General features: G+C 47.0%; 21 protein-coding genes. 6 read left to right on the top strand and 15 right to left on the bottom strand.

The genetic code is table 11. The annotated features are described in order from the left end of the window. Window positions 1-49: 49 nt before the first annotated feature. The 9 genes from RQP18_RS03900 to RQP18_RS03860 all read right to left on the bottom strand — a co-directional run bounded on the left by RQP18_RS03900 (window position 50) and on the right by RQP18_RS03860 (window position 7,437). Window positions 50-931 carry a PHP domain-containing protein gene (locus tag RQP18_RS03900; protein ID WP_342388853.1) on the bottom strand — a complete coding sequence of 294 codons (882 nt, stop codon included), beginning with the start codon at window positions 929-931 and terminating at the stop codon, window positions 50-52. Then, on the bottom strand, window positions 883-1,575 hold the full coding sequence (gene phnL / locus RQP18_RS03895) for a phosphonate C-P lyase system protein PhnL (RefSeq protein ID WP_342388852.1): 693 nt from the start codon (window positions 1,573-1,575) through the stop codon (window positions 883-885). The genes RQP18_RS03900 and phnL overlap by 49 nt, the downstream gene beginning before the upstream one ends. Further along, complete coding sequence (gene phnM, locus RQP18_RS03890) at window positions 1,575-2,771, bottom strand: phosphonate metabolism protein PhnM (protein ID WP_342388851.1); 1,197 nt, start codon at window positions 2,769-2,771, stop codon at window positions 1,575-1,577. The genes phnL and phnM overlap by 1 nt, the downstream gene beginning before the upstream one ends. A 14-nt stretch (window positions 2,772-2,785) precedes the next feature. Continuing rightward, window positions 2,786-3,628, bottom strand: a complete 843-nt coding sequence (locus tag RQP18_RS03885) for an ATP-binding cassette domain-containing protein (protein ID WP_342388850.1) — start codon at window positions 3,626-3,628, stop codon at window positions 2,786-2,788. Continuing rightward, window positions 3,625-4,467 carry an alpha-D-ribose 1-methylphosphonate 5-phosphate C-P-lyase PhnJ gene (locus tag RQP18_RS03880; protein ID WP_342388849.1) on the bottom strand — a complete coding sequence of 281 codons (843 nt, stop codon included), beginning with the start codon at window positions 4,465-4,467 and terminating at the stop codon, window positions 3,625-3,627. Before RQP18_RS03880 ends, RQP18_RS03885 begins: the two co-directional genes overlap by 4 nt. Continuing rightward, window positions 4,464-5,537, bottom strand: a complete 1,074-nt coding sequence (locus tag RQP18_RS03875; protein ID WP_342388848.1) for a carbon-phosphorus lyase complex subunit PhnI — start codon at window positions 5,535-5,537, stop codon at window positions 4,464-4,466. The genes RQP18_RS03880 and RQP18_RS03875 overlap by 4 nt, the downstream gene beginning before the upstream one ends. Next, window positions 5,538-6,098: a phosphonate C-P lyase system protein PhnH gene (gene phnH / locus RQP18_RS03870; protein ID WP_342388847.1), complete on the bottom strand. Its 561-nt coding sequence runs from the start codon at window positions 6,096-6,098 to the stop codon at window positions 5,538-5,540. 11 nt (window positions 6,099-6,109) lie between these two features. Further along, window positions 6,110-6,535: a phosphonate C-P lyase system protein PhnG gene (locus RQP18_RS03865; protein ID WP_373446125.1), complete on the bottom strand. Its 426-nt coding sequence runs from the start codon at window positions 6,533-6,535 to the stop codon at window positions 6,110-6,112. A gap of 122 nt (window positions 6,536-6,657) precedes the next feature. Beyond that, a complete protein-coding gene (locus RQP18_RS03860; protein WP_373446124.1) occupies window positions 6,658-7,437 on the bottom strand; it encodes a GntR family transcriptional regulator in 780 nt (259 codons plus the stop codon). A gap of 199 nt (window positions 7,438-7,636) precedes the next feature. On the opposite strand from RQP18_RS03860, the gene RQP18_RS03855 reads away from it, so the two are divergent. From RQP18_RS03855 to RQP18_RS03835, 5 genes are all read left to right on the top strand, one after another. Continuing rightward, window positions 7,637-9,202 carry a helix-turn-helix domain-containing protein gene (locus RQP18_RS03855; RefSeq protein ID WP_342388844.1) on the top strand — a complete coding sequence of 522 codons (1,566 nt, stop codon included), beginning with the start codon at window positions 7,637-7,639 and terminating at the stop codon, window positions 9,200-9,202. Window positions 9,203-9,319: 117 nt separating this feature from the next. After that, a complete protein-coding gene (locus RQP18_RS03850; protein WP_342388843.1) occupies window positions 9,320-10,495 on the top strand; it encodes a metal-dependent hydrolase family protein in 1,176 nt (391 codons plus the stop codon). 22 nt (window positions 10,496-10,517) lie between these two features. Beyond that, window positions 10,518-11,927, top strand: a complete 1,410-nt coding sequence (locus RQP18_RS03845) for a sodium:solute symporter family protein (RefSeq protein WP_342388842.1) — start codon at window positions 10,518-10,520, stop codon at window positions 11,925-11,927. Window positions 11,928-11,948: 21 nt separating this feature from the next. Continuing rightward, window positions 11,949-13,154 (top strand): metal-dependent hydrolase family protein, encoded by a 1,206-nt coding sequence (locus RQP18_RS03840; RefSeq protein ID WP_342388841.1) that lies wholly within the window; start codon window positions 11,949-11,951, stop codon window positions 13,152-13,154. Further along, window positions 13,129-14,262 carry a M24 family metallopeptidase gene (locus RQP18_RS03835; RefSeq protein ID WP_342388840.1) on the top strand — a complete coding sequence of 378 codons (1,134 nt, stop codon included), beginning with the start codon at window positions 13,129-13,131 and terminating at the stop codon, window positions 14,260-14,262. The genes RQP18_RS03840 and RQP18_RS03835 overlap by 26 nt, the downstream gene beginning before the upstream one ends. 251 nt (window positions 14,263-14,513) lie before the next feature. On the opposite strand, the gene RQP18_RS03830 is transcribed toward RQP18_RS03835, so the two are convergent. Next, the gene (locus RQP18_RS03830; protein ID WP_342388839.1) at window positions 14,514-15,197 is read right to left on the bottom strand and encodes a copper homeostasis protein CutC; all 684 of its coding nucleotides are present in this window, start codon (window positions 15,195-15,197) and stop codon (window positions 14,514-14,516) included. Between the two features lie 135 nt (window positions 15,198-15,332). On the opposite strand from RQP18_RS03830, the gene RQP18_RS03825 reads away from it, so the two are divergent. Continuing rightward, window positions 15,333-16,232, top strand: a complete 900-nt coding sequence (locus RQP18_RS03825; protein ID WP_342388838.1) for a phosphotransferase family protein — start codon at window positions 15,333-15,335, stop codon at window positions 16,230-16,232. Window positions 16,233-16,314: 82 nt separating this feature from the next. Here the strand turns inward: RQP18_RS03825 and RQP18_RS03820 are convergent, their stop codons facing one another. From RQP18_RS03820 to RQP18_RS03800, 5 genes are all read right to left on the bottom strand, one after another. Then, window positions 16,315-16,575, bottom strand: a complete 261-nt coding sequence (locus RQP18_RS03820) for a GlsB/YeaQ/YmgE family stress response membrane protein (protein WP_342388837.1) — start codon at window positions 16,573-16,575, stop codon at window positions 16,315-16,317. Between the two features lie 358 nt (window positions 16,576-16,933). Beyond that, window positions 16,934-17,956 (bottom strand): HNH endonuclease, encoded by a 1,023-nt coding sequence (locus tag RQP18_RS03815; protein WP_342388836.1) that lies wholly within the window; start codon window positions 17,954-17,956, stop codon window positions 16,934-16,936. Next, window positions 17,957-19,726, bottom strand: a complete 1,770-nt coding sequence (locus RQP18_RS03810; RefSeq protein ID WP_373446123.1) for an AAA family ATPase — start codon at window positions 19,724-19,726, stop codon at window positions 17,957-17,959. A 139-nt stretch (window positions 19,727-19,865) separates the two neighbouring features. Further along, entirely contained in the window at window positions 19,866-22,013 is a 2,148-nt protein-coding gene (locus RQP18_RS03805; protein WP_342388834.1) for a CDP-glycerol:glycerophosphate glycerophosphotransferase, read from the bottom strand. Continuing rightward, complete coding sequence (locus tag RQP18_RS03800) at window positions 21,988-23,589, bottom strand: glycosyltransferase (protein ID WP_342388833.1); 1,602 nt, start codon at window positions 23,587-23,589, stop codon at window positions 21,988-21,990. The genes RQP18_RS03805 and RQP18_RS03800 overlap by 26 nt, the downstream gene beginning before the upstream one ends. Window positions 23,590-23,725 lie beyond the last annotated feature (136 nt).

The raw sequence follows: 23,725 nt of genomic DNA, 5'->3' as shown, positions 1-23,725 counted from the left end.
TTCCATTAAAATCGATTGGGTTCGATAAATAAACACCATTTACGCTTACTTAACATTTCTTAAAGGGAACTTCATCAAATGGACGATGCGTTAACAAATCCGCATCCATGCCGATCTCCACCGGTACACCGAAGTCGCCATGGTAGTCCGACCCGCCGGTTGTGACCAGCCCGTAGCTGTCGCACAGTTCGCCCACCCGTCTCACATCGTCTTCCGTATGATCCGGATGGTACTGCTCGATGCCGTCGATGCCAAGTTCAACGAGTTCTTCGATCAGATCGTAGCTGTCGAGCTGACCGGGATGGGCAATGACGGCCATGCCGCCATCCGCCTTCACCGCGCGTACGGCATCGTGCACATCCATATACTCTATATCGCCGGCGGCAGGACCATCTCCTTTGAAAAGGACACGGTACAAAGACCGGTATTCATCCGTCGCATAGTGTGCATCCGTCAATGCCGCCATGATGTGCTGCTTGTAGACCGTCTGCCCGGGCAAGAGCTGCGCCTCGACCTGCTCCACGTCGATGTCGAAGCCATATTGCCTGATCTGTTCGACCTGCCAGAGTGAATGCTGGTGCCGCCGTTCGAGCAGCGGAACGGTCAACTGCTGCATTTGGCTGCCATCGAGGTTATAGTCATAGCCGAGCACATGGACTTTCCTGTCCCGTTTGAAGTCATAGGCGGACAGTTCTATCCCGGGGACCAGAGTGATGTCGCGGGCGGCCGGTTTCCTTTTTGCCACATGGTAGGTCAGCGTCATGTCATGGTCCACGAAGCTCAGCATCTTCACACCCCGCTTGTGCGCAGCCTCGAGCACTTGGTCGATGGTGTCCCCGCCGTCGGATAATGTGCTGTGGACGTGCAGATCAATCCGCGCCATCACATCTTCCCCGCTTTCCCGCTCGTCATATCGTACACCCTGTCGCACAGCCCCTCCATGAACTCAAGGTCATGGAAGATGCCGATGAGCGTCGTACCATCCGCCTTGAGCTTGGCGATGGCATCCCTGACTTTCAGCTTGGAGTCGTTGTCGAGCGATGCCGTCGGTTCGTCGAGCAGCAGCAGCCGGGGGGATTTGACCGTGGCCCGGGCGATGTTCAGCCTCAATTTTTCTCCGCCGCTGAATGTGTTTGGATAGTTGTCCCACAGACTCTCCGGAATATCAAAGTGTCTGAGTGCCGCTTCCGCCTTCTGCCGGGCTTCCTCCGGGTCCTTTCCCATTTCGAGCAGCGATTGGGTGACCAGTTCAAGGCTCGTCGTCCGGGGCATGACTTTGAGGAACTGGGAGACGTAGCCGATTTCCGTCTTTCTCAGACGGATCAGGTCATGGTCTGCCATCTCCATCATGTTCACCGGCCCTTCGTCCCTGGAGTCGTATATGATGGCACCCGCTTCCGGCCTGTATGTACCGTAGATGCTCTTCAGGATGGTCGACTTGCCGCTGCCGCTCTTCCCGACGATGCCGAGGAACTCGCCCTTTGCGACATGCAGGTCGATGCCGGAGATCGCCGACCGGGTCTGTCCGAGGTGGTGGATGGTAAATGATTTGGATATATTCTCTACGCTCAGCATCACTCTGCCTCCTCATCGATTCTATAGTGATATTGTGAAATGATGGCCCCATCAACGATGCATTCCGTTATGACCGGATAGTCTCCGTTGAACTGGATGACGTTGAGATCGGCCTTCTTGCCGACTCTGACCGAACCGATTTCATGGTCCATATTGACCGCCCGGGCCGGATTGAGGGTGATAAGCTTCATCGCCTCTTCCAACGGCAGCCCGCACTCATCATGAAGTTTGAAGATGGAATGCAGCATCGCTGCCGGATAGTAGTCGCTGCACAATATGGAGATGCAGCCCTCCCTGATGGCATCCGCTGCATTCAGATTCCCGGAATGGGAGCCGCCGAGCATGATGTTCGGTGCACCGGCGATTGTATGCATGCCCTTCTGATGGGCATACTTCGCCACTTCGATGGTGATCGGAAATTCGCTGATCGTCGCCCCAAGCGTCCCGTTGAGATCGATGCGTCCGACATGGTCGTCATCATGGGAGGCCACTGCGATGTTGCGGGCACGGGCCATATCGCCCACCGTCTTCATCTCCTCATAGCCGATTTGTTCATAGTCCTGCTTCTCGAGCATCTTCTGATCGATTTCGATGTCACTCATGTTCTGGTAGCTCTTCATCGTGTTCCGGTATACCGAAATGTTGCGGTACTGCCCCTGTCCAGGGGTGTGGTCCATGAAGCTGAGCAGATGGACATTGCCCGCTTCGATATGCGCCTTCAGCGCCGGCAGCTGTTCTACTGCGTCCAGCTCGAACCGGGCATGCAGACGGTGGCGGATGAGGTGCTTCTCATTGTGTGTCCGGGCGATCGCCTGGATGAGCTTCTCCACATTCTGCGGTTCCCGGATGGGTTTGTGTCCGAACAGGTCCTCCCGGTAGATCGACAGTGAATGGAACATGGTCGTGATGCCGTGGGAGCTGAGTATGCGTTCCGATTCACGGATGCCGATCGTGACGTCCATGAGGGACGTCGGCCGCGGGGCGACGATGCCTTCGATATAGTCGGAATGGATGTCGATGAATCCCGGGGACACGTATCCGCCGTTCGCATCGATGACTTCCGCCGTCCCATCGAGCATCTCTTCCGCTTCATCCATCGGAAGGATGTCCACGATGTACTGGTCCTCCATAATCACTGCTGCATGGTGCATGACTTCCGTTTCGGTGATGATGTTGCCGTTTATGATTGCTTTCAAAATCAGGCCCTCCCTTAAAGGATTGAATATACGAGCTGCTGCGTGTAGGCGTGCTGCGGGTCCTCGAGAATCTGGTCGGTGATGCCCGTCTCGATGACACTGCCGTCGAGCATGACCATCGTCCGGTCGCATAGCATGCGGATGATGGCCAGGTCATGGGAGACGACGATCATGCTGATGCCGAGCTCCCGCTGGATTTCCTTGATCAGCTCGAGTACGTCCGCCTGGACGGACAGGTCGAGGCCGGTCGTCACTTCATCGAGCAGCAGTACGGGCGGATAGTTGGAGAGCGCCTTGGCGATCTGGACCCTTTGCTGCATCCCGCCCGAGAAGTTTTTCGGTGGATCGAACTTGCGGCTGAGTGGGATGTTGACCTTTCCGAGGAAGTGGTCGCCGACCTCCGTCATCCCGCCGACATGACGGGAGCCGCTTGCAATGAGCTTTTCTGCAATGTTGCTCATGGAGGAGAACTCCATCTTCAGCCCATATACCGGGTTCTGGTAAACCATGCCGAGGATCTCGTTCCGTATCTGCCGCTTCGCCTGGCTGGATAATCCGAAGACATCCGTCTGCCGCCCATCGAATCCCGATATACGGTATTCGCCTTCCGAAGGCGTCTGGTCGAAGTAGAGCATCTTCATCAGTGTGCTCTTGCCGCTGCCGCTCTCGCCCACGATGCCGAGGATCTCGCCGTTATGGAGGTCGAAGGAGACATCATCGCAGGCGAAGACAGTATGGCACTCGGGGCACATGTTCCTGTTGAGCACGGCATCGTCCTCTACACAGTAGCTGCACCTGTCCCCATAGAATTTGCTGACGTTGCTGACGCTGATCGCCAAATTATCTGCTGTCTTCATCGCACAGAACCTGCCTTGTTGAGTTGTTCAAGCATATAGCTTGTATCGTTCGTCACGTAATACGTTTCCCCCGTCTCGTCGTCGACCAGCTCGTCCATGTAGACACCTGTGAGTCCGGACTCCCGGCAGGATACGTCATCGAAGGATTCAACTTCGAATGGATGATCGTCGAATGCGAGCGAGCTCACCTTCGTGTATGGCGGGATGGCATATATCTTCTTCTCGCGTCCGGCCCCGAGCAGGATGAGTCCGTCATTGTCATCGAGCTTCGGATTATCGAACCGTGGAATCGGACTCGGTGCCATGACATAGCGGCCGTTGACGAGGACGGGATAGTCCGCATCATCCGTAATCGAGCCGTACTTCATGATCTGCTCGAACAGCCTGAGCCAGGCGCCGCTGTACTCCCTGTCCGCATGGAGCTGCTTGGTGATGCGCTCGCTCGGTTCGACCGGCCGGAGCGGTTCCGGCAGCGGCACCTGGAGCACGAGTATCTGGTAGGGTTCGAGCGGCACTTCCGGCACACGGTGGCGCGACTGGATGAGTGTCGCCTCACTCGTATGAATGGTATCCGGCACACATGTCGTATCCTGGATCAGCTTCCTGATGTTGACGGCATTGACCGATTCGTCGGCGCCCTGGTCGATCACCTTCAGCACATCGCTTTGTCCGACAAGGGAGAGGGTCAGCTGCAGTCCGCCGGTCCCCCAGCCCCGTGCAATCGGCAGTTCCCTCGAAGCGAACGGGACCTGGTAGCCGGGGATTGCGATGGCCTTCAATGTTTTGCGTCTGATCTCCTTCTTGGAGTTCTCATCGAGAAAGGCATAGTTCTGTTTCATTCCGATTTCTCTCCTTTCGTCTGTCTCACCCGGTCCAGTACGGATTGGAAGGTGACATAGTGCGGCAGCTTCAAGTGCGAGATGAATCCGGTCGATTCCACGGAATCCACATGGAGGAGGACGAACTCGTCATCGCATGTCGCCACCCCTTCGATCGGGTGGCTCAGACTGTAGTCGAGCACACTCATCGCTATGGCCTTCGTTTCATTCTGACCGAATGTGAGGCCGTAGCCGATTCTGAATGTCTTCTCCTGGCCGCCTTCTGATTCTTCCTCTGCACCGTCCGCTGGCATGAATGCCTCCACTTCCGTCAGTTCTACGTCACCGACATAGTATGCATCCCCATCATCGAATGGATCGATGTGGACCGGCTGCTGGCCGACCCGCACTTCGCCGATGTTCGGATGGGAGGAATAGCCATATCCCCTGATTTCTGCATATCCGAGTGAAGTCACTGCTCCCGTCTGTCCGCGTGTCAGCGACTGGAGCCGCTCGCTTCTCGAACTCGGGAATTCGATGCTTCGCTTCGTGATGTCATCCGGTTCCCTGTCATCTTCCGGGTATTTTTCGAACAGCCCCTCCTGCTCGAGGTAGTCGACCACCTTCGGCAGGTCATCGAGACGATAGCCGTATGCAGAAACATCGGTCTCCTCGTGGAGCGCTCCACTGTCATATACATCCGAATCATCCAGCAGACGATGGGTGAAGTCCGGGGATGCACCGAGGATCTGTCCACCCGGGATATCCTTGAAGCTTGCCGACACACGGCGTTCGACGAACATGTCGCGTGTGTTCGTCACCGTGGAATAATGGAGCCTCGGCAGCGTCGACCGATGGGCACGGAGAAGGAACACCGCCTCCTCCATATTCCCTTCGGCCTGCCTGACTGCCAGTGCCGCAAGATCGCGGTCGTAAAGGCTCGCTTCCGACATGACCTGGTTGATCAGCTGATTCATGTGCGTCCTGACCACGCCGACATCCAGCTCCTCGTCGTGCTGCGATTTATTCCGATACATTTCAACCGATGCCTCGATGGCCTTCGTACCGCCCTTCACTGCAACGTAGCCCATCTACATCACCTCCACTGTCGTTGTTCTTGGTATGACCGCCATCCGGTCCGTCCGGTCGATGATGACCAGATCGACCCCGAGGGGGAATTCACTGCACAGCGTGTTGCGCCACACGATCCATTCCGGGTCAAGCGTCATCTCAAGCGTGTTCGCCGTCTTTATGCCGGGACCCTGGAGTATGTACGCGTGCCCTTCCCCGATGGATGCCACTTCGATGATGAATGTCGTCGACTTTTCAGGAGAGGCCAAAGTGCCGATCCTTGCCCCTTCCATCAGTCCTGCATTCAGTTCTTCGGCCTTCACGACGATGAAGTCGCTCTTTCCAAAATCTTTTGTATGCTGGCCGCCCGTCAGTGTCAGAAACTCATCCGCATCCTTGCGATCTGCCGTATTGAAGAATATCTCATTGTCGAACAGTGTCAGCACCGTCGCCAGCACTGCATCCGAGTATGAAGTGAAGTTCGGTGTATCGAACTTCGAACGCCTGACCTCCCCCGGCCGGCTGAAGAGATCCACGAGTTCCCGGTAGTGTCTCTGTGTCTCATGTACCAGTGTTGTCATATATATGCCTCCTATTCTGCCATCATGTCGAAATCCACTTTGGTTTTAAGTATCTTCTGCGTCCGTTCCTTGATATATGCCGCTTCTTTCATTTCCAGCGATTCCAGAATCTGTTCCAGTTCATCCGCGAGCACATCCAGACTGAAGCACAGATCGATGAAGGCGACTGCCATGCTGAGATTCCTGTCGGAGCCCTTCACCACGCCAAGCCCGACCGTCTGCTCCTGTCTGATCTTCGTTTCCGTCACCAGCATTTCCCCGATATAGAAAAGACTGTTCTCCGCATGCTCCCTGACCTTGATCATCGTCAGCCCTTCAGCCGGTTCCGAGATGATCTGAAAAGGCACTGCATTCCGGTATGTATCCAGGAAATCGGTGGCCTCCTCCTTGCCGTATTTTATAAATAGAGATGTCCAGCGTTTTTTATTCATCATCATGCCTCCCTTAACTACATCCTAACTTGTTGCCAAGCTGGTGACCTTTAAGAGTCTGTAAAATCTGTAAAGAGCCGGTTGATTTTGTGAATATAAAAAGAGGATGACGTAAAGTCATCCCCCAATCAGTTCACGGACCCGAGCGCATGCTTGAAAAGGTCGCTCCGGTAGAGTATCCGTGTCTGTTCCAGTATTCGGTTCGTATCGAGATCCATCGTCTGCGATTCATACACGATCAGCGGCACCAGCTCCTCGCACTCCAGATGTCGCTGTTCATCCAATGTCGGAAACGCCGTATGGATATGTGTATCCATCGACTTCAGGTTCGTGTAGCCATTCTTCCCATAGTAGTTGAACATGGAGGCGAGCTGCTTCGTTTCTTCATTAATATCAGGTACCGCATCCTCACGTATATAGGAAAAATGGATGGCACAGGGTGTATGGTTGACGATGCGCAGCCGCGCCACTTTAAAAATGGAGACATCATCGTCCATCCCAAGTGCCCGGCGGTACTTCTCCTGCTCATTTTCTGTTGCATATCCCGCAAAGATCACCCTGCTTTCGTAATGCACACCCTGTTCCCGCATCTTGTCGGAAAAGCTCCGCCTGCCGCTCATATCCAGTTCAATCACCGGGCGCTTCTCCTTCACAAACCGCCCGATTCCCTGCCGGCTATCAAGCAGCCCCATCTTCTCGAGCTGCACCAGTGCATTCCTTACCACAATCCGCTTCATCCCGAATTCATCCGCCAGCACGTTTTCACTCGGCAGCCTGTCCCCTGGTTTCAGTTCATTGCTCAGAATCCGTTCCTGGATGGTGTTCCTGATGATACTTTCATTTGATACGCTGAAGTTGCTTCCGGACATGATGGACCTCCCGTCATAGTTATGCACTTTACTTTCCATATTATCAGTAGACCGGCTTTCATGCTATGAATGTTAAAAATAAAATCTTCCCTTGGGAAGATAATAGCACTGAATACATAGAGTGGATCATCTTGCATTGTTTTTTCCAGAAGAGGATAATAAAAGTAATGATGAAGGGTCGTTCTTTTTTTAACAAAACTGGAATAAATGACTCCCTCTGATTAAAGGAGAATCAACCATGACTACGATTAAAGAATTGTCCGAAGAACTCTCCGTATTGAATATGAAATTGGTTGCCGGCTATATGGGCGTTGATAAAACCGTAGACTATATTACAATTCTGGAACTGCCAGAGAAAACAGGACGTTTTAAAACACGTGGACTTGTACTGAGCACATTCCAGTCATTTAGGGATGTTGAGGAAATAAAGGATCACATGATATGGCTCAAGAGTCTTGGGATTGCCGGCATAGGATTCCATACCGCCCATTATAAATCTGTACCGGACGAATTGATTCACTGGGCCAACGAAGCCGACCTGCCTTTGTTCAGTATCCCTTCAGATGTGCCCTACCATAGGATACTGGATATATTCAACGAAATGGAAAACAAGGATCTCAACCTTAGGACATATGAAGTCTATCGCATCAACGATAAATTAATGGAATCTGTTTCGTTGAAGAAGGACTCAGGGTACATACTCAACCTGGTTGGCAACTATATCAAAGAGACTGTCATTCTTTTGGATGCATACCTGAAAATAAAAGGTGTATGGAAAAAGCCCACCTTTTCACAAGAAGATATGGACGCACTCACCGCCTCACTCACTTCGAAATATAAAAAGAATATCTTACAGACCCGTTTCTTCAAAAGACAGACGAAACTGCTCATCTCTTCCAGCAATACATCCGATGACTTGGCACTCCAAGTGATGCCCATTTCGGCAAATGGAAAGTTCTACGGATATCTGATCGTCAATACATCAGTCATGGATAACATCTATGTACAGGAGGTCGTCAAAAGCGGGCTGAGGGCGATTGCCATGTCTGCCCAAAGCAGGTCTGAATCGGAAGACCACTATAAAATGCGCGATTTCAAACGATTCGAGGCAGTACTGGAAGGCAGGTTTGACGAGGTTTCCCCTAAGGCATTCCATACGACACTTTCTGATTTGAAATACTGCGTGCGTGCTGACTTTACGTCCGATCATGACCTCGATTATGTCTTCCAATCATTGAGCGACACGTTTCTTTCCAAATCATCCGAGTCACTGTTATGGATCTACAACGGTACACTGATTGCTTTCATGGATTCGGAAGCAGATTTGAAGAAATTGTCGGATGCTCTTGCTTTCCATTCCGACGCAGTAATGGGGGTAAGCGCCCGATTCAAGCAGCCAACACTCTATGATCTGCAACTGATGAATGAGCAGGCCGAAATCGCTCTGGCCCATGGCAGAGAGCGTGAGGAAGCTTATGTATCCTGGTCGGCAATGGGTATAGAAAAAGTCACCCGGAGCATAGGTGATATGGAGTTGTTCCGGGCGCTCGACACGGATATTCTCGGGCCGATCATCGATTATGATAATGAAAAGAATGGGCATCTGCTGGAGACATTGGAATGCTGCCTGAAACACTTCTTCAACTTGAAAGCGGCGAGCGAGTCCCTCTATGTCCATTCCAATACTGTAAAGTACAGACTGAAACAGATCACCAGACTTTTGAAACTTGATATCCGTCACCCTTCTCACTTTGCTTTGCTGGTCATGGCATTTGAAATCCATCACTCCAAGCATGAGAATTAAGTACTGCCCTTTTGTGCATATGCCACAAAAGGGCAGTACTTTTTTTGTCGAAAACTTCAATGACCCGGGTTCTGTATATTGCTACAATTCAGATAACTTATATTAGGAGGAATAGTTATGTCTCAAAGAACAATTTTGTCGCACTGTAACTTGATTGATGGAGTAAGTGACGATGTCCATCAGGATCGTCACATCGTCATTGAAGAAGGCCGTATCACTGAAATCTCTTCCACCCCACCAGAACAGCACTCATCAGATGAAGTCATCGATTGTACCGGAAAATACATACTGCCTGGACTGATTGACGCCCATGTCCACCTGGTGTGGGATGGCAGTGCAAATCCGCAATCGGTCATCTCCCATGAGCCGGATGAGAATGTGATCCTGGATGCTTACGCCCATGCGATGGATACGTTGAAACTTGGTATTACCGCAGTCCGCGACCTCGGTGCACCAAGAGGTACCGTAATCGGATTAAGAAATAAAATCGACTCAGGCAAGCTGGTTGGTCCGACGATCATCTCTTCCGGTCCCCCGATTGTCATGACTGGCGGACACGTCCATTACCTGGGATATGAATCGGATGGTTCAGATGAAGTCCGGAAGCACACGAGAAAGGTACTGAAAGAAGGTGCAGACCTTATAAAAGTCATGGCCACGGGCGGTATCTATACTTTAGGGGAGGAACCCGGATCCGTTCAGCTGACCTTGGAAGAATTAAGTGCTGCAAAAGAGGAAGCTCTGAAGAAGAATAAAAAGGTTGCCGCCCATGCAGATGGACTGGAAGGCATCATGAATTGTCTTGAAGTCGGCATCGACACGATAGAACATGGGATCTACGCAGACAGGAATGCGCTTGAAATCATGAAGAACCAGGGCACTTTCCTTGTTCCTACGATTACTGTCATGCGCCAGTTGACGAGCAGTCCGGATATACCGGCATGGGCATTGGAAAAAGCGGAAAAGGTTCTGGAACCCCATTTCAACATGCTGAAACAGGCGATTGATATTGGTGTGAAGGTGGCGACAGGCACAGATTGCGGTGCTCCACTCACTCCCCCACGCTATTATTTTGATGAAATGCAGGTCATGCAGGATGCCGGGATGAACGCGATGTCAGTCATTAAAGCCTCGACGAGCGTAGCTGCAGAATGTATTGATGCACACGATATTGGAGAGCTTGCACCTGGCAAGAAAGCAGACCTGTTGATTGTGGATCAGGATCCTACAGAAAACTTGGGTGTGTTGCGGGAAGAAAAAATTGTAGTCAAAAATGGCACAGTCGTAAAGTAAACAAACAAAGGGGATGGGGTTTATGAATATCTATCTGGTTGCTGTCATTCTGTATCTTTTGATAATGGCTGGGATTGGTATTTTCTTTGCAAGAACATCAGTAAAAAACAATGATGACTTTATGGTGGCCGGCAGGCGACTGCCTCTATTCGTTGTAATCGGTACATTGCTCGCCACATTTGTCGGTTCCGGTACAGTGGTGGGTGGCGCCAGCTTCATCTATCAATATGGACCGTTTGCTGCTATCTTCAACTTGTCCGGTGGTTTTATCGGTGCCATCATTCTGTATTTCATCGCTGAAAAAGTACGTATGAGTGAAACATATACAGTTCCACAATTGATGGAAAAGCGCTTTGGCCGGACGACACGGCTCATTGCCTCTCTATTCATACTGCTGGCATATGTCGGAATCACCGCATATCAATTTACCGGCGGTGCTTATGTCTTGCAGCTTACAACGGGTATCCCGCTTGAGATCGGTGCCATCATCATGTGTTTCCTGGTCATTTTCCTGACGATGAGCGGCGGGTTGTTTTCAGTTGCATATTCCGATGCATTAAGTGCTGTACTGATCCTTATCGGGTTCATCATCGGTGTGCCTTTCGCCTTTAATGCCGTTGGCGGCCTTGAGGGACTGACCCTTTCATTGCCGGAAAACACAAAAAGCTGGAATGGAGGATTGAGCATCCCTCAACTGCTTGGCTTCTTCCTCCCCCTTTTCCTCCTTGTACTTGGTGACCAGAATATGTACCAGAGATTTTCTGCAGCCAAAGATGGAAAAGTTGCGAAGAATTCAGTCATTGGCTTCATATTCGGTAACCTGATCGTCATTACTCTGACAATTCTTCTGGCAACAACAGCAATCGTGCTCTTCCCGAACATTGAAGCGGATGCTGCAATTCTGACGCTCGCAATAGAAGGTCTGCCTATTATCATCGGTGTATTGATCCTTTGCGCAGCTGTAGCGTTTCTGATCACTACAGCCACTTCATACCTTCTCTCGGCATCCGGAAATATCGTCTATGACCTTTTCTATTACATTCGCGGAGATAGAGAACCATTATCTGAAAAACAGATGCTATGGTATAGCCGTGCCACCGTATTGATTCTCGGGTTATTTGCTTATGTGCTTGGACAATTCTTTCCAAGTGTACTCGCGATTCAGATGTATTCCTATACTATGTATGGTGCAGCCATCACTCCCGCCATTCTCGCTGCCCTGCTATGGAAGAAAGCTACTAAAGCAGGTGTGCTTACTTCCATCCTGATTGGAGGATCAGCGACAATGTTCTGGGAGCTTGTACTAAATCGCCCGATGGATTGGAACAGCGTACTCTTTGCTCTGCCATTATCTGTCCTCTCCTTAATAACAATCAGCCTGTTGACGCAGAAGAAAGAGCAGCCACTTGGGGAGAACGCTGAAGTTCAATAACCAGATAAAAGGAGGATACAAATGGCAGCAGTTATTCGTAATGCTAAAATGCTTGTTGGTGAAGATTTGGAAGTGCTGGAAGGATACGAACTATGGATGGAAAATGGGGAAATTACATCCATACAGCCAGAGAGCAATAAAGTTGGCGACGAAGTAATCGATGGAAAGGAGAATTATCTTATTCCAGGTCTCATAGATCTTCACGTGCATATGATGTGGGACGGCTCCATCAATCCGGTGCAGATGACAGAAGCGGAAGGATATGAACAGATGCTGATACGTGCTGTCGCCAATGCTAGGCATTATCTCAATCATGGCATCACCACTGTCCGTGACATCGGCTCCATAGATGATATTTCATTACATGTCGCAAAAGCAGTCAGACGCGGGCTGATTGAAGGTCCGGATATCATCGCCTGCGGAAAGACCCTGACCATGACGGGTGGGCACGATCCATTCTGGGCAAGGTTTGTAGATGGTACGGACGAAGCATTGAAAGGCGTGCGGGAACAGATTTATAAAGGGGCCACTGTCATAAAAGTCAGTGCCACAGGCGGTGTCTATGGCCGAACAGAAGGAGAAGATGTGGGCAACTCTGAACTAGGATTGGCAGAACTCGCAGTTATTTGTGAAGAAGCTCATAAGTTTGGATTGAAAGTCGCCTCCCATGCAATAGGTCGTGAAGGCATCAGAAATTCAATTTTAGCAGGTGTTGATACGATTGAACATGGTCATTACATGGATGATGAACTCATTTCCCTGATGGAACAGCATGGTGTGTCCTGGCACCCTACACTCTATGTGTATAGGCAGGTCGCCAATCAGTCAGGCATACCGGAGTATGCAAAAAATAAGGCTATAGATATTGTAAAAATACATGATTCAGCTTTTAAAAAGTATCATCGCCGAGACATTCTGATTGGTGCTGGTTCAGATGCTGGTTCTCCAGGAGTAAGCCATCATGCGCTGCAAGATGAACTCTATGCGATGCATGAAACAATCCAGAATACGACAGAAACCCTGAAGACGGCGACAGTCAATGCGGGACGCATTCTGGATAAGAAGGTTGGCATGTTGAAGGAAGGGTACGATGCAGATCTCGTCTTATTGGAAAATAACCCATTGAATGACCTGGAATATATTGAAGGCGTAAAAAGCGTGTTCGCCAAAGGAAAACTCATAAGACAAGGAGTGGAGCATCATGAAGACCAAGTCAAGATCGGATGAATTGAAGTCTATAATGAAGAATAAAAACTTGGATGTTGCGCTGATATCCAACTTCGAGAATCAATATTACTTCAGTGGACTTAAAGCCATCACATATTCCCGGCCAATACTCCTGATTATAGGAAAAGACGAAGAAAGCCTCATCATCCCTGCTTTGGAGGAAGAACATGCGAAAGAAAAAACAGATATAGACCAGCTTTATGTTTATCATGAGGTTGAAGGCAAAGAAGGAGAGACTTCCTACCATGAACAAGTGAAAGCAGTGCTCTCTACATTAAAATCTGGAAGTACGGTAGGCGTTGAATATAATGCTCTGCCCACTGAAATCACATTGATGCTGAAAGACGAGAATGCTGAAATAAAGAATATTCAAGAAGATATCACTGCAATGCGAGCCATAAAGAGCAAGGAAGAGATCGATATGATTACACATTCGGGTCAACTTGTCAGTAATGCGTTAAAACATACCATTGAAAATGCGGGGGAGAATAAGACCGAACTTGAAATCGACTACTATGGCAATGAATACCTGTTCAAGGAAATACCGAAACATTTCCCTGATTCTACACTAGATTATTTCGTAATGTCCCCTTCCGGTTTGGAAAGAACAAACATGCCCCATGTCTTCTCGAACACAAGAAAGCTCCGTTCCCAGGATATCATCATACACAGTCGTCAAGTCGGACTCAATGGATATCGAGCAGAATGTGAACGCACTTTCTTCATTGGAGATCCTACAGATCGTCAAAGAGAAGTCTTCAATGTAATGGTAGCCGCTCAAAAAGCAGCATTGGATTTCATTAAAGTGGGGGTTACAGCTAAAGAGGTAAATCAAAAGGCATTGGAGGTTATTAAAGAGGCAGGTCTTGAAGAGTATGTTGTCCATAGAACAGGACATGGAATTGGTATAGGTGTTCACGAAGAACCTTCTTTAAGATTCGATAATGATTTGATGTTGGAAGCCGGCATGGTGTTCTGCATTGAACCAGGGATCTATATTCCGGATGTCGGTGGATTCAGACATTCAGATACCGTTGTTCTCAAAGAAAATGGTACCGAGCTGATTACAGAATATCCGAGAGATATAGATAGTTTAATAATTAAATGAAACAATAAGTCTCAGTCCGTAAAGGACTGAGACTTATTGTTTTCACAACTCAACGAAACGTTCAATACTGAACTTTTCCTAATGGGATAATCAGCAAAACTATAAATCCTGCAAAAGGTTCAAGCATCCAATTAAAAATTATTTGCGCCACTAACCCATAGTAAGCTCAATTTTAGAAACATCTCTATTATTCACAAAGGTACTCCACACGAAGTTAACGCCATCCTGTAATATTAGTACGGAACAAACTCTTATTTATGTACCACACTCCTGATGAACTCGATCTTCTCCTTGGAAATCCCCTCATCATAGGACTTGCCAATTCTGATGCCCGTACCGAAATGAAGACTGTCCGGGTTCAGCCCATCAACCACTTCAGTGACATTTTCCGTACTGAGTCCTCCGCCAGGCATGATGTTCATATGAATACCTGCCCCCTTCATCAGTTTCTGCAGGTTCTCAAAGTTATCAGTGACCCCTCCAGGACCGCCTGAAGTGAGTATGGTCCTAACCTCTGGATATTCAAGAAGTACATCCAGCCCTTCAGACTGATCTTCCAATGCATCGAACGCCTTATGGAATGTGATATCCATCCCTCCACAAACCGAAATGAATTTGTCCAAGGCGCGGACATCAATGTGCCCATCTTCTGTCAGTACACCAATGACGATGCCGTTTGCACCATAGCTTCCTACTTCCTCTATTTGCTCCGCCATCTGTTGAATTTCCTCATCAGTATAATGGAATGAATCATCATGGGGTCTGATCATGACATTGATTGGAATGTCCGATACCTTCACCGCTTCTTCCACCAGGTTCATTTCAGGGGTAAGGCCATCCTTCTCCATCTCCCCACAGAGTTCGACCCTGTCTGCACCAAACCGATTCAGGTCGTGAATGTCCTGTATGTTTGTTGCGATACCTTCTATAATCATACCGTCACCTCCATATAACGTTTATGACTTGCACATACATAGAGTATAATCGTTAGTAAGATGAAATATCCATACTAAGTTTCAAGAAGCAGTTTTTATAGTAAAGCTACAAATTTTTTACCATGAGGAGCTATTATGCACACATTCAATAAAATGTTCCCGCATCTCACCATTACACATATAGAAAAGCTGGATAAAGGCTGGTCAAATGACTCCAAGTACATCCTGAGAGATGATGAGAATAGAAAGTATCTGATACGCCTGAGTGACCTCGATCAGAAAGATAAGAAAATGAGGGAGTATGACTTGATTCAAAAATGCTTTGCAGCAGGCATCCCTGTACAGAAGCCGATTGCACATGGAGAAACAGACTGCCACTACTATCTTCTGCTCGAATGGATTGAAGGGGACGAGGCAACAGACAGACTTCCCCGCCTGCCTGAAGCGGAGCAGTACAAGTTGGGTGTCGAAGCAGGAAAAAATTTATGGAAGATGCATCAGATCAACTTGGAACAGCCTGAAGAAACCTGGGAATCAAAGGCAACAAGAAAAATACACCGGAAAATAAGTATGTATAATGAATGTGACTATAAATATGAAAAGGGGCACCTGTTCCTTGAATATATAGAAACGCACCGTCATCTTCTCAAGAATCGTAGACAGGTTCTCCATCATGGGGATTACCATGTCGGCAATATGATCATCGATGCTGATCATGGCTTCCACATCATAGATTTCAACCGTCACGACATAGGGGAGCCTTGGGAGGAATTCAACCGGATCGTCTGGAGCGCCCAGGTGAGCCCGGCTTTCGCCTCGGGCCAGGTTGATGGATATTTCAAGAACGGCGTTCCTGACGATTTCTGGCAGCTGCTCCTTCTCTATATCTGTGCCAACACACTTTCTTCTCTTCCCTGGGGCATCCCTTTCGGCCGGGCACAGATTGAAATTTTCATGAAGCAGGCACGTGAAGTTCTGGGCTGGCATGATGACATGCAGTCGGTCATGCCGTCCTGGTACCGTCATCCATCTTGAAGCAGTGATGCTGCTGCATCAGATACTCTTTCTTCAAGCACAATAAAAGGCCACTCCCCATGGGAATGACCTATATCTTCGTTTATGCTCTATCGTTGCCGCCGAGCGCCTTCATGATGAAGGATACGATCAGAATCAGTATGATGGCACCTAATAGTCCACCGATGATGCTGACGCCGCCGACTTCGGGACCGAAACTGAGTCCGATTGCGTTCGCAATTGCAGCACCTACAAGTCCTGCGATGATGTTACCGATGATGCCGAATGGCACATCTTTTCCGAGAATAAGACCGGCGAGCCATCCGATGATGCCGCCTACGATCAATGTAATAATCCAACCCATTAATAAAACCTCCGTACAATCTTTTTATTATCATAACTGAATACATAAGTCAGATACCCCGCATAAATATCATAAAACATGGAAAATCGATCTGGCTCTAATTGTCATCAAACAGTAATCCGGGTGTAATAAATCTGTTAATGGAGTACGGCCCATTAAAAATAAGGCAGGAGATATCGTCAGATACCCCCTGCCTTTCTACTACTCCTTAAAAAATGCTTCCACTACCTTCTCCGACGCCCTGCCATCATCCCAGTTGCAGAAGCGTTCTTAGAATGCGTCATATCTTTCCCTGTACTTCACTATAGGAGAATATAATGGTTACCTCTCTTTTTGTGTTAAATCGCAAGTATTGAACTCATTGGTAAGCCTGCATAATATCATCCATATCATTAAGTAAATCTTTAGTCATTTTTGAGTAAGGAGTAGTCAGGTAATCTTTTTCACTTAAATGTAATTCTAACAATTCATGTATATCCAACTGTCTTAATTCTGATGAGTTATATTCACTCAATCCTGCTTCATCAAGAGTTTTTTCTATGAGCTTCAGATAGTGCTCATTGTACCAATATCTTCTTTTAAGAACACTTTTAATCTTGCCTTTATCGCTATTATAGCGTTTCTCTAATTTTAAAAGGTCGTCATTTAGGCCTTCAATTTTTATATTGAGATTATCACTAAGGTGCGCCTGAATAATAGCCTCATAACTCATTTTACTAAAATCAAATTTAAATAGGAATCTTCCTTCATTCTCCTCAAATAGAGAGGGATAGGAATTTGCAAGTTTAGTTAAATTACAAGTATGACAACATGGCATTAAATTATAGAAATGTATAGTTAAATTGCTAAAATCACTTTTTGGTTTGATATGATCAATATCTATTCTACTAATTTTACCAGTAATTTCACCTGTCTCTTCGCTAGTATATTCAATGTATTCTAGTGAATTCTTATTGCAATAAGGACACACATTGATACCTAAAATTTCTTTATATAATTGATAAGGTATTGTGCTGGATCTCAATTTATTATATAAAGTTTCACCAAAATATATTCTCGAGGACCGGTTTCGCGGAATATAATTTTCACCTTCGCTAGTTTGGGCTGCCCCATTCTGTCTTTGTAAAGAGTTAGCTGCTTCTAAGTCTTTATTAAATGCAATGTTAAGGATTTCATTTTTATTGCTTTTCAAAAATTCAACTGTGCGTACTTTATTAGTTAAGTCGTACTCGCTTTTTCTGGGTATTTTAAGGTTAAAATAGTCAATTAGATTACTTATTTGCAATTTGTTTCCTTGCTTTTCAAAAATTTTCTCTATCCATTCAAAATAAACTTCTTTACATCTGTTTAACTGTTCATTTGATATTTGGATATGTATCATTCATTCACCTTTTCTTCTTTGATTAATCCATTTTTGTATATTATCGATTTCTGTAGAAGACATATTCATTATATCTTCTTTTTCAATACTATCTATATACTTTTTCCTCAAGACACTTTTAATCATTGGATCTGATACACTATTTATTACGAACATCTTTTTTACAGGAGAATACTCTTCTATATTTCTAATTATACTTTCAGAATACTCACCTACGAGTCCTTCCAAAATAAAAACCTCTGAAAGTATTTCATTAAAGTTTGAAGCGAAATATTTACTTTTGATTTCTTCAATCGCAGGTTCTCTGTTCGAATTTTCATCATTCAAACTTTTTAATTTTATAACTTGATCTTCAAAAAAATCACTCAAAATAAATGGTGAATGAGAAGTAAGAATTAACTGCTTCTCGGCAAGTTTATCCTCTTTGAAAAAATCATAAAGTATGTACATGAACCTCCTACTTAATTCTGGGTAAAGAAATGCATCTATCTCATCGAGTAAAATAACAGAATTATCTTTTATACTTTCTTCTATAGATATAAACATTTTTAAAACTTTTTTCATCCCTGTAGATTGGATGTTATTTTTTATCTCTAGGTATTCTGTAAAAATATTATTTATTATACCCCTACTGTCAGCCTTTACTAGATCTTGTAAAGCATCTGCTATCTCTTCAGCATAGGAGAAAGAGAACAAAAGTCTTCTATCATTTCCTTTAATATTATCTATTTGTTTAATAATATCTCTGACATGTTTATACTTTTCCAATACTTCCTCAAAGCTATACTTAACGCTATTTGATAATTTAGCTTCCATCTTTAAGAATTTATAAGTTTTATTATCCTCAAATTCTTCCCTTAATTTAGAAACTAATAAATCAAATTCATAATCATATTTTTTAAAGTCTATTTTTTCATAAAGAGAAGAAATACCATCTAAACTCTTGAACATTTTGTCATTATTAGTCAGGTTGAACTTTTTTGACTGCCATATTATATTATACAAAATCCGATGGTCCCATAAATAAATCAACCTTTGATTACTAGGTAAATTTTTGAACTTAGCACGCTTTTCTCCTGAATTGTTAAAGAAAGGAGGATGGCCTCTTTTGAAATATCCTTTCTGAATCTCCTCTCTACCTTGTTCACGCTCTCCTAGCGTAAAAGAACCAAAAACTTCTATATTCAATTCTAAGGCTTCAGGGATATTTATAAATTCATCAAACAAGTCTCTGTCCTTATCTAATCTTTCAATAATTTTAATTTCTTGAATTGAATCAGTGGATTGAATGTCACCAGAAATTTTAGTGATATTCAATAAGCTTTTTTTATATTTTTCTTCTTCATAGATAGCTTCTCCAATCTTAGTGAACTTCAAAACCTCATTCGAATTCGCTATATTGAGAACTATCCTTTTACCATTTGCAAGATTTTCACTTTTATCTAACATTTTTAAGTCATTACTAACGGAAGGGGGATTATTACTTGAATAAACACCGTATATTTCTTTTTCTGAACTCACAAAAACTATTATATCTTCATGATAATAATATATTTCTTTAGATATATCCAATGCTTCTAATATAGTAGTCTTACCTGACCCATTCTTCCCAATAATAAGAGTTTTGTTATCAATAGTATTTTCATTTTCTTTATTGCTGATTTTGAAAGTGTCACTCTTTCTTTCTACCTTATAATGCTTACTGAAGTTGAAGAGTTGACCTTCTATCCCCTTAAATAATCCTATGTATACAGCTATTACTTCCATCATTATCCCCCTTATTACATAATCTTTAGAATAGCTTTTACAGTTTTCATTATCTTACTTTTAATATAATCGTTTTATAAGAGCTAAAATTTATAAAGATGAGGAAGGCTTTATATATGCCTCCCTCGATTTAAATCCCCCTCTATTCCCTGAACACCGCATCCACAACCTTCTCCGACGCCCTGCCGTCATCCCAGCTGCAGAAGCGTTCATGGAATGCTTCATATCTTTCCTTGTATTTCTTCTCTATCTGATTGATGTTCTCTATCGCATTGACCACTTCATCGTTCGTCATGAGCAACGGGCCGGGCAGCTCCTCTTCCATGTCGATATAGAAGCCGCGCAGCTGTTCCCTGTATTTCTCGATGTCATACGTAAAGAACAGGACCGGCCGCTTCAGGTTGGCATAATCGAAGAATACGGATGAATAGTCCGTGATGAGCATATCGGAGACGAGATAGAGTTCGCTGACGTCATCGTATTTGGAGACATCATATGCGAAGCCTTCCAGTCCGGCGAGATTCATCTTGGACGCGACGACATAGTGCATCCTGAGCAGGATGATGTGATCATCGCCGAACCGCTCCTTCAGCCGCTCGAGATCGAGCTGCAGGGAAAACTTGTACTGCCCCACTTTGTAGTATTCATCATCCCGCCATGTCGGTGCGTAGAGGACGACCTTTTTATCTGCGGAAAGTCCGAGCTTCTCCTTGATGTCCTGGATGATGACGGGATTGTTGTCATTGGTCAGGATATCATTTCTAGGGTAGCCGGTCTCGAGCATGGTGTTGCTGAACCAGAATGCCCTTTTGAATATGGCGGATGAGTACGCATTCGGGGCGATGAGATAGTCCCATTTGTCCGTCTCACGGCTGAAGTTCTGCTTATAGCGTGCTGCGTTCGTTCCGGGCATATGTACGTCATCCATATCCCCCGCGAGACGCTTCAGCGGCGTACCATGCCATGTCTGGAGATACTTCTGCCCATCCTTTTTGATGTAGCTGTTCGGCATCCTGACGTTGCTCACGATATATTTCGCTCGTGCCATATAACGGTAGTATTTCAATGAAAACCGCTTCACGGTCACCGGATTGCCGGGGATCTTCTGTTTCTTGTTCATCACCCAGACATAGTTGTATCCGCTTCTGCTCTTGAGCATCTGCTGGTATATATATTTGGGACTGTCGGAATAGGATTTGCCCTGGAAGCTCTCGAAGACGACCAGGTCATCCATCAGGTCCATGTTCTTGAAGAACCGTTTATAGATGAATTCCTTACGCCCGTTCCTCGTCGTGACGGCTTTTTTGACATCCCTGATGAGGTCTCTGAATATGCTCAGCCTTTTGAATGTACGCATGCTTCTCGACTGGATGGTGCGGACGTCGAGCCGCAGCACCCTGTCTTTGCCGTTCAGTACTGCCGGACTGACCTTCCGAATGGCTTCCCGCAGGCCTTCGAAGTGCTGGTCGATCTGGGCTTTGTCCTTGAACTCCACTATCAGATGCTTCCGGTAGAAGTTGAGCAGCAGGTTATCCAGGAACTCTTCAGCTTCAAAACTGAGGCGGGAGTGCTTCAGGCGGTTGTAGATGGAAAAAAGGTCATGCATGCGCTGCTCCACAGGCAGCTGCCGGAGGGATGGATGGGTGATCGGATCATTCCTTCGTCTCCTGAAATAGACCGCTTCATAGACGAACGCCACCACTTCCACCGATTCCAGCAATGGAACGATGAACGAAAGGTCCGAGTACGTCTGCTCTTCTTCAGCGAATCTCAGATCCAGTCGGTCGATGTAGTCCTTTGAGACGAGGAAGTTGAGTGCCGAATGGTTCTTCACCAGGTTGTATCTGTTCCGATGGAAGATGCTGATCCGTCTCTGATCCGTTACATTCTCGAGTGCGCTCGAATCCAAATTGGTCCTTCGTACCCTGCCACGGACGACCGGACGGCCCTCAATGTTGTCGGTGAGCAGCTGGAGCGTATCATCAGATATATAGTCATCGCTGTCCAGGAAATAGACATATTCCCCTTCCGAGGCTTCGATGCCGATGTTGCGGGCGGCGCCTGCCGTAATGTCCTTCGGAGTTTCGATGAACCTGAACCGTTCATCTTCAAGATACTTCTCGCCCACTGCGCGCTTCAGTGCATCGATGTCTGAATGGAGGATCAATGCTTCAAACGCCGTATAGGTCTGATCCACTATCGACTCGAGTGCCCTGTCGATATAGTTTTCATTTTTTTCTGCAGGTGTAATGATTGAAATCACTTTATTCTTGCGCACCTCGACTTTCATCGTTCTCCAACAGGTGATTCACCAGGGAGAACCATTTTTTCTGATAGCTGTCGATGCCGAACTTCGTCCGCATCGTTTTGCCTGCCGCCACACCCATCGCCCGGGTCTCCTCGGGGTTTTGAAGCATATGGATCATTCTTTCCGCAAGCATCCCGGTATCCCCTTTTTTAATCAGGAATCCATTTTCACCATCTTCGATCATATCCGAAGGACCGTACCGGATGTCATAGCTGACGACCGGCGTCTCATTGACCATGCTTTCCATGACGGACAGTGAAAACCCTTCCGCCTTCGATGTGACGACGGACATCGCACCCGAGCGGTAGACGTTCTCGGGGTGCTGGGTATACCCCTTCACCTTTACATTACCATCGAGGTCCAGCTTTTTGATCAGATCCTTGTACTCCTGCTTCTTATCGCCCTTCCCCCATATTTCAAGCTTCGCTTCCGGAACGGCTTCCACCACATCCTTGAAGGCCCTGATGGTGTGGTCGATGCTTTTGATGCTTGAGAATCTGGAGACGATGACCACTTTTTTCATGTCGCGTTCGATCTTCCGGCTCCGTTGCCGCACATTCATCAGGAAAGAGCGCAGGCCGGTGACCTTCGGCGGCCCGGGATCGTAGTAGTTCGGGACGACGAACACCTTCTCCGGATGGCCGAACCGGCTGATGATGTCCTGTCGCTGCTTTTCCGTCAGAACAACAAGCGCATCAATATCCTTGACGCTTTCGATGGCGTATTTGTTGCGGCGGTTCAATTCGGAGGATGGGTCATCGGGGTTCCGAAGATGGTTGCTGTGGGGGCGGATGACACCCTTCACCCTGCTGTCATCGAGCAGTACCACGAGTTCATCAGTCGGTCTGGTATCCGAGATGACCACGGTATCGCGGTCGGATTCACCGAGGACCTGATCCAGCCAATCCTTCCTGTAGGGGGTCTGGTCACCGTCGGTTTCGGAGAGCGTCCTATCGCCCTCCCCGAAGTTCTTTACATGGATGATTTTGTTCGTTTCCGGATCATGCCGCATGGTGAGGATCGTATCCCCGTTCCGATTGTAGAAGTGCTCCTCCTCCAGCTTGTTCTCCTCAGGGCTGAAACGCTGGAGGCGTGTCATCTGTCCATAGTAGTCGAAGAACTCCCTCCGCTCGCGGCGTTCGTACTCACCATAGTAGTCGATGAAATCAAGTGTGTCGTCCTCCCGCAGGGAGATATATTTTACGTACCTGCCATCCTGATACAGCCTGTATGCATTATGTTTCGGTCGTTTCGACACCTTGTACGCTCCTTCGTACTCGGAGATGTCGACTTTCACACGCTTCCTCTGAATCCTGTCCGTCCTGTCATACAATGCGCGTTCATGGAACAGGTTGCGGATGCGTACATTTTTGCTGACCTTGCCCATATGCACGAGCTTCCTGCATATCAATGGGAATCTCGGGTCGTACCTGAACGTCAGAAGCTCGGTGTCGTAACCGGCATCTGCGAAAGTGCTCGCCTGCCTCAAGGATGCATGCGTCAGGCCACCCCGGTTCACGTCCACGGAGTTGAGTAAAAACAAGATTCTCGGTTTCATATGATCATCCTTCTCCCGACACTTTATTTGAATACCTGTTGCAGATAGTACTCCAATTATATATCAAACGTGGATAAATAAGAAAGTCATGTGCGGATTCGCTGTCTTCCCTCTGTTTAACCGCTTCATACAGGGG

Origin of the sequence: Salinicoccus sp. Bachu38 (assembly GCF_038561955.2) — a bacterium.
GTDB classification, from domain to species: Bacteria; Bacillota; Bacilli; order Staphylococcales; family Salinicoccaceae; genus Salinicoccus; species Salinicoccus bachuensis.
This window is presented reverse-complemented; position numbering and strand designations above follow the sequence as displayed.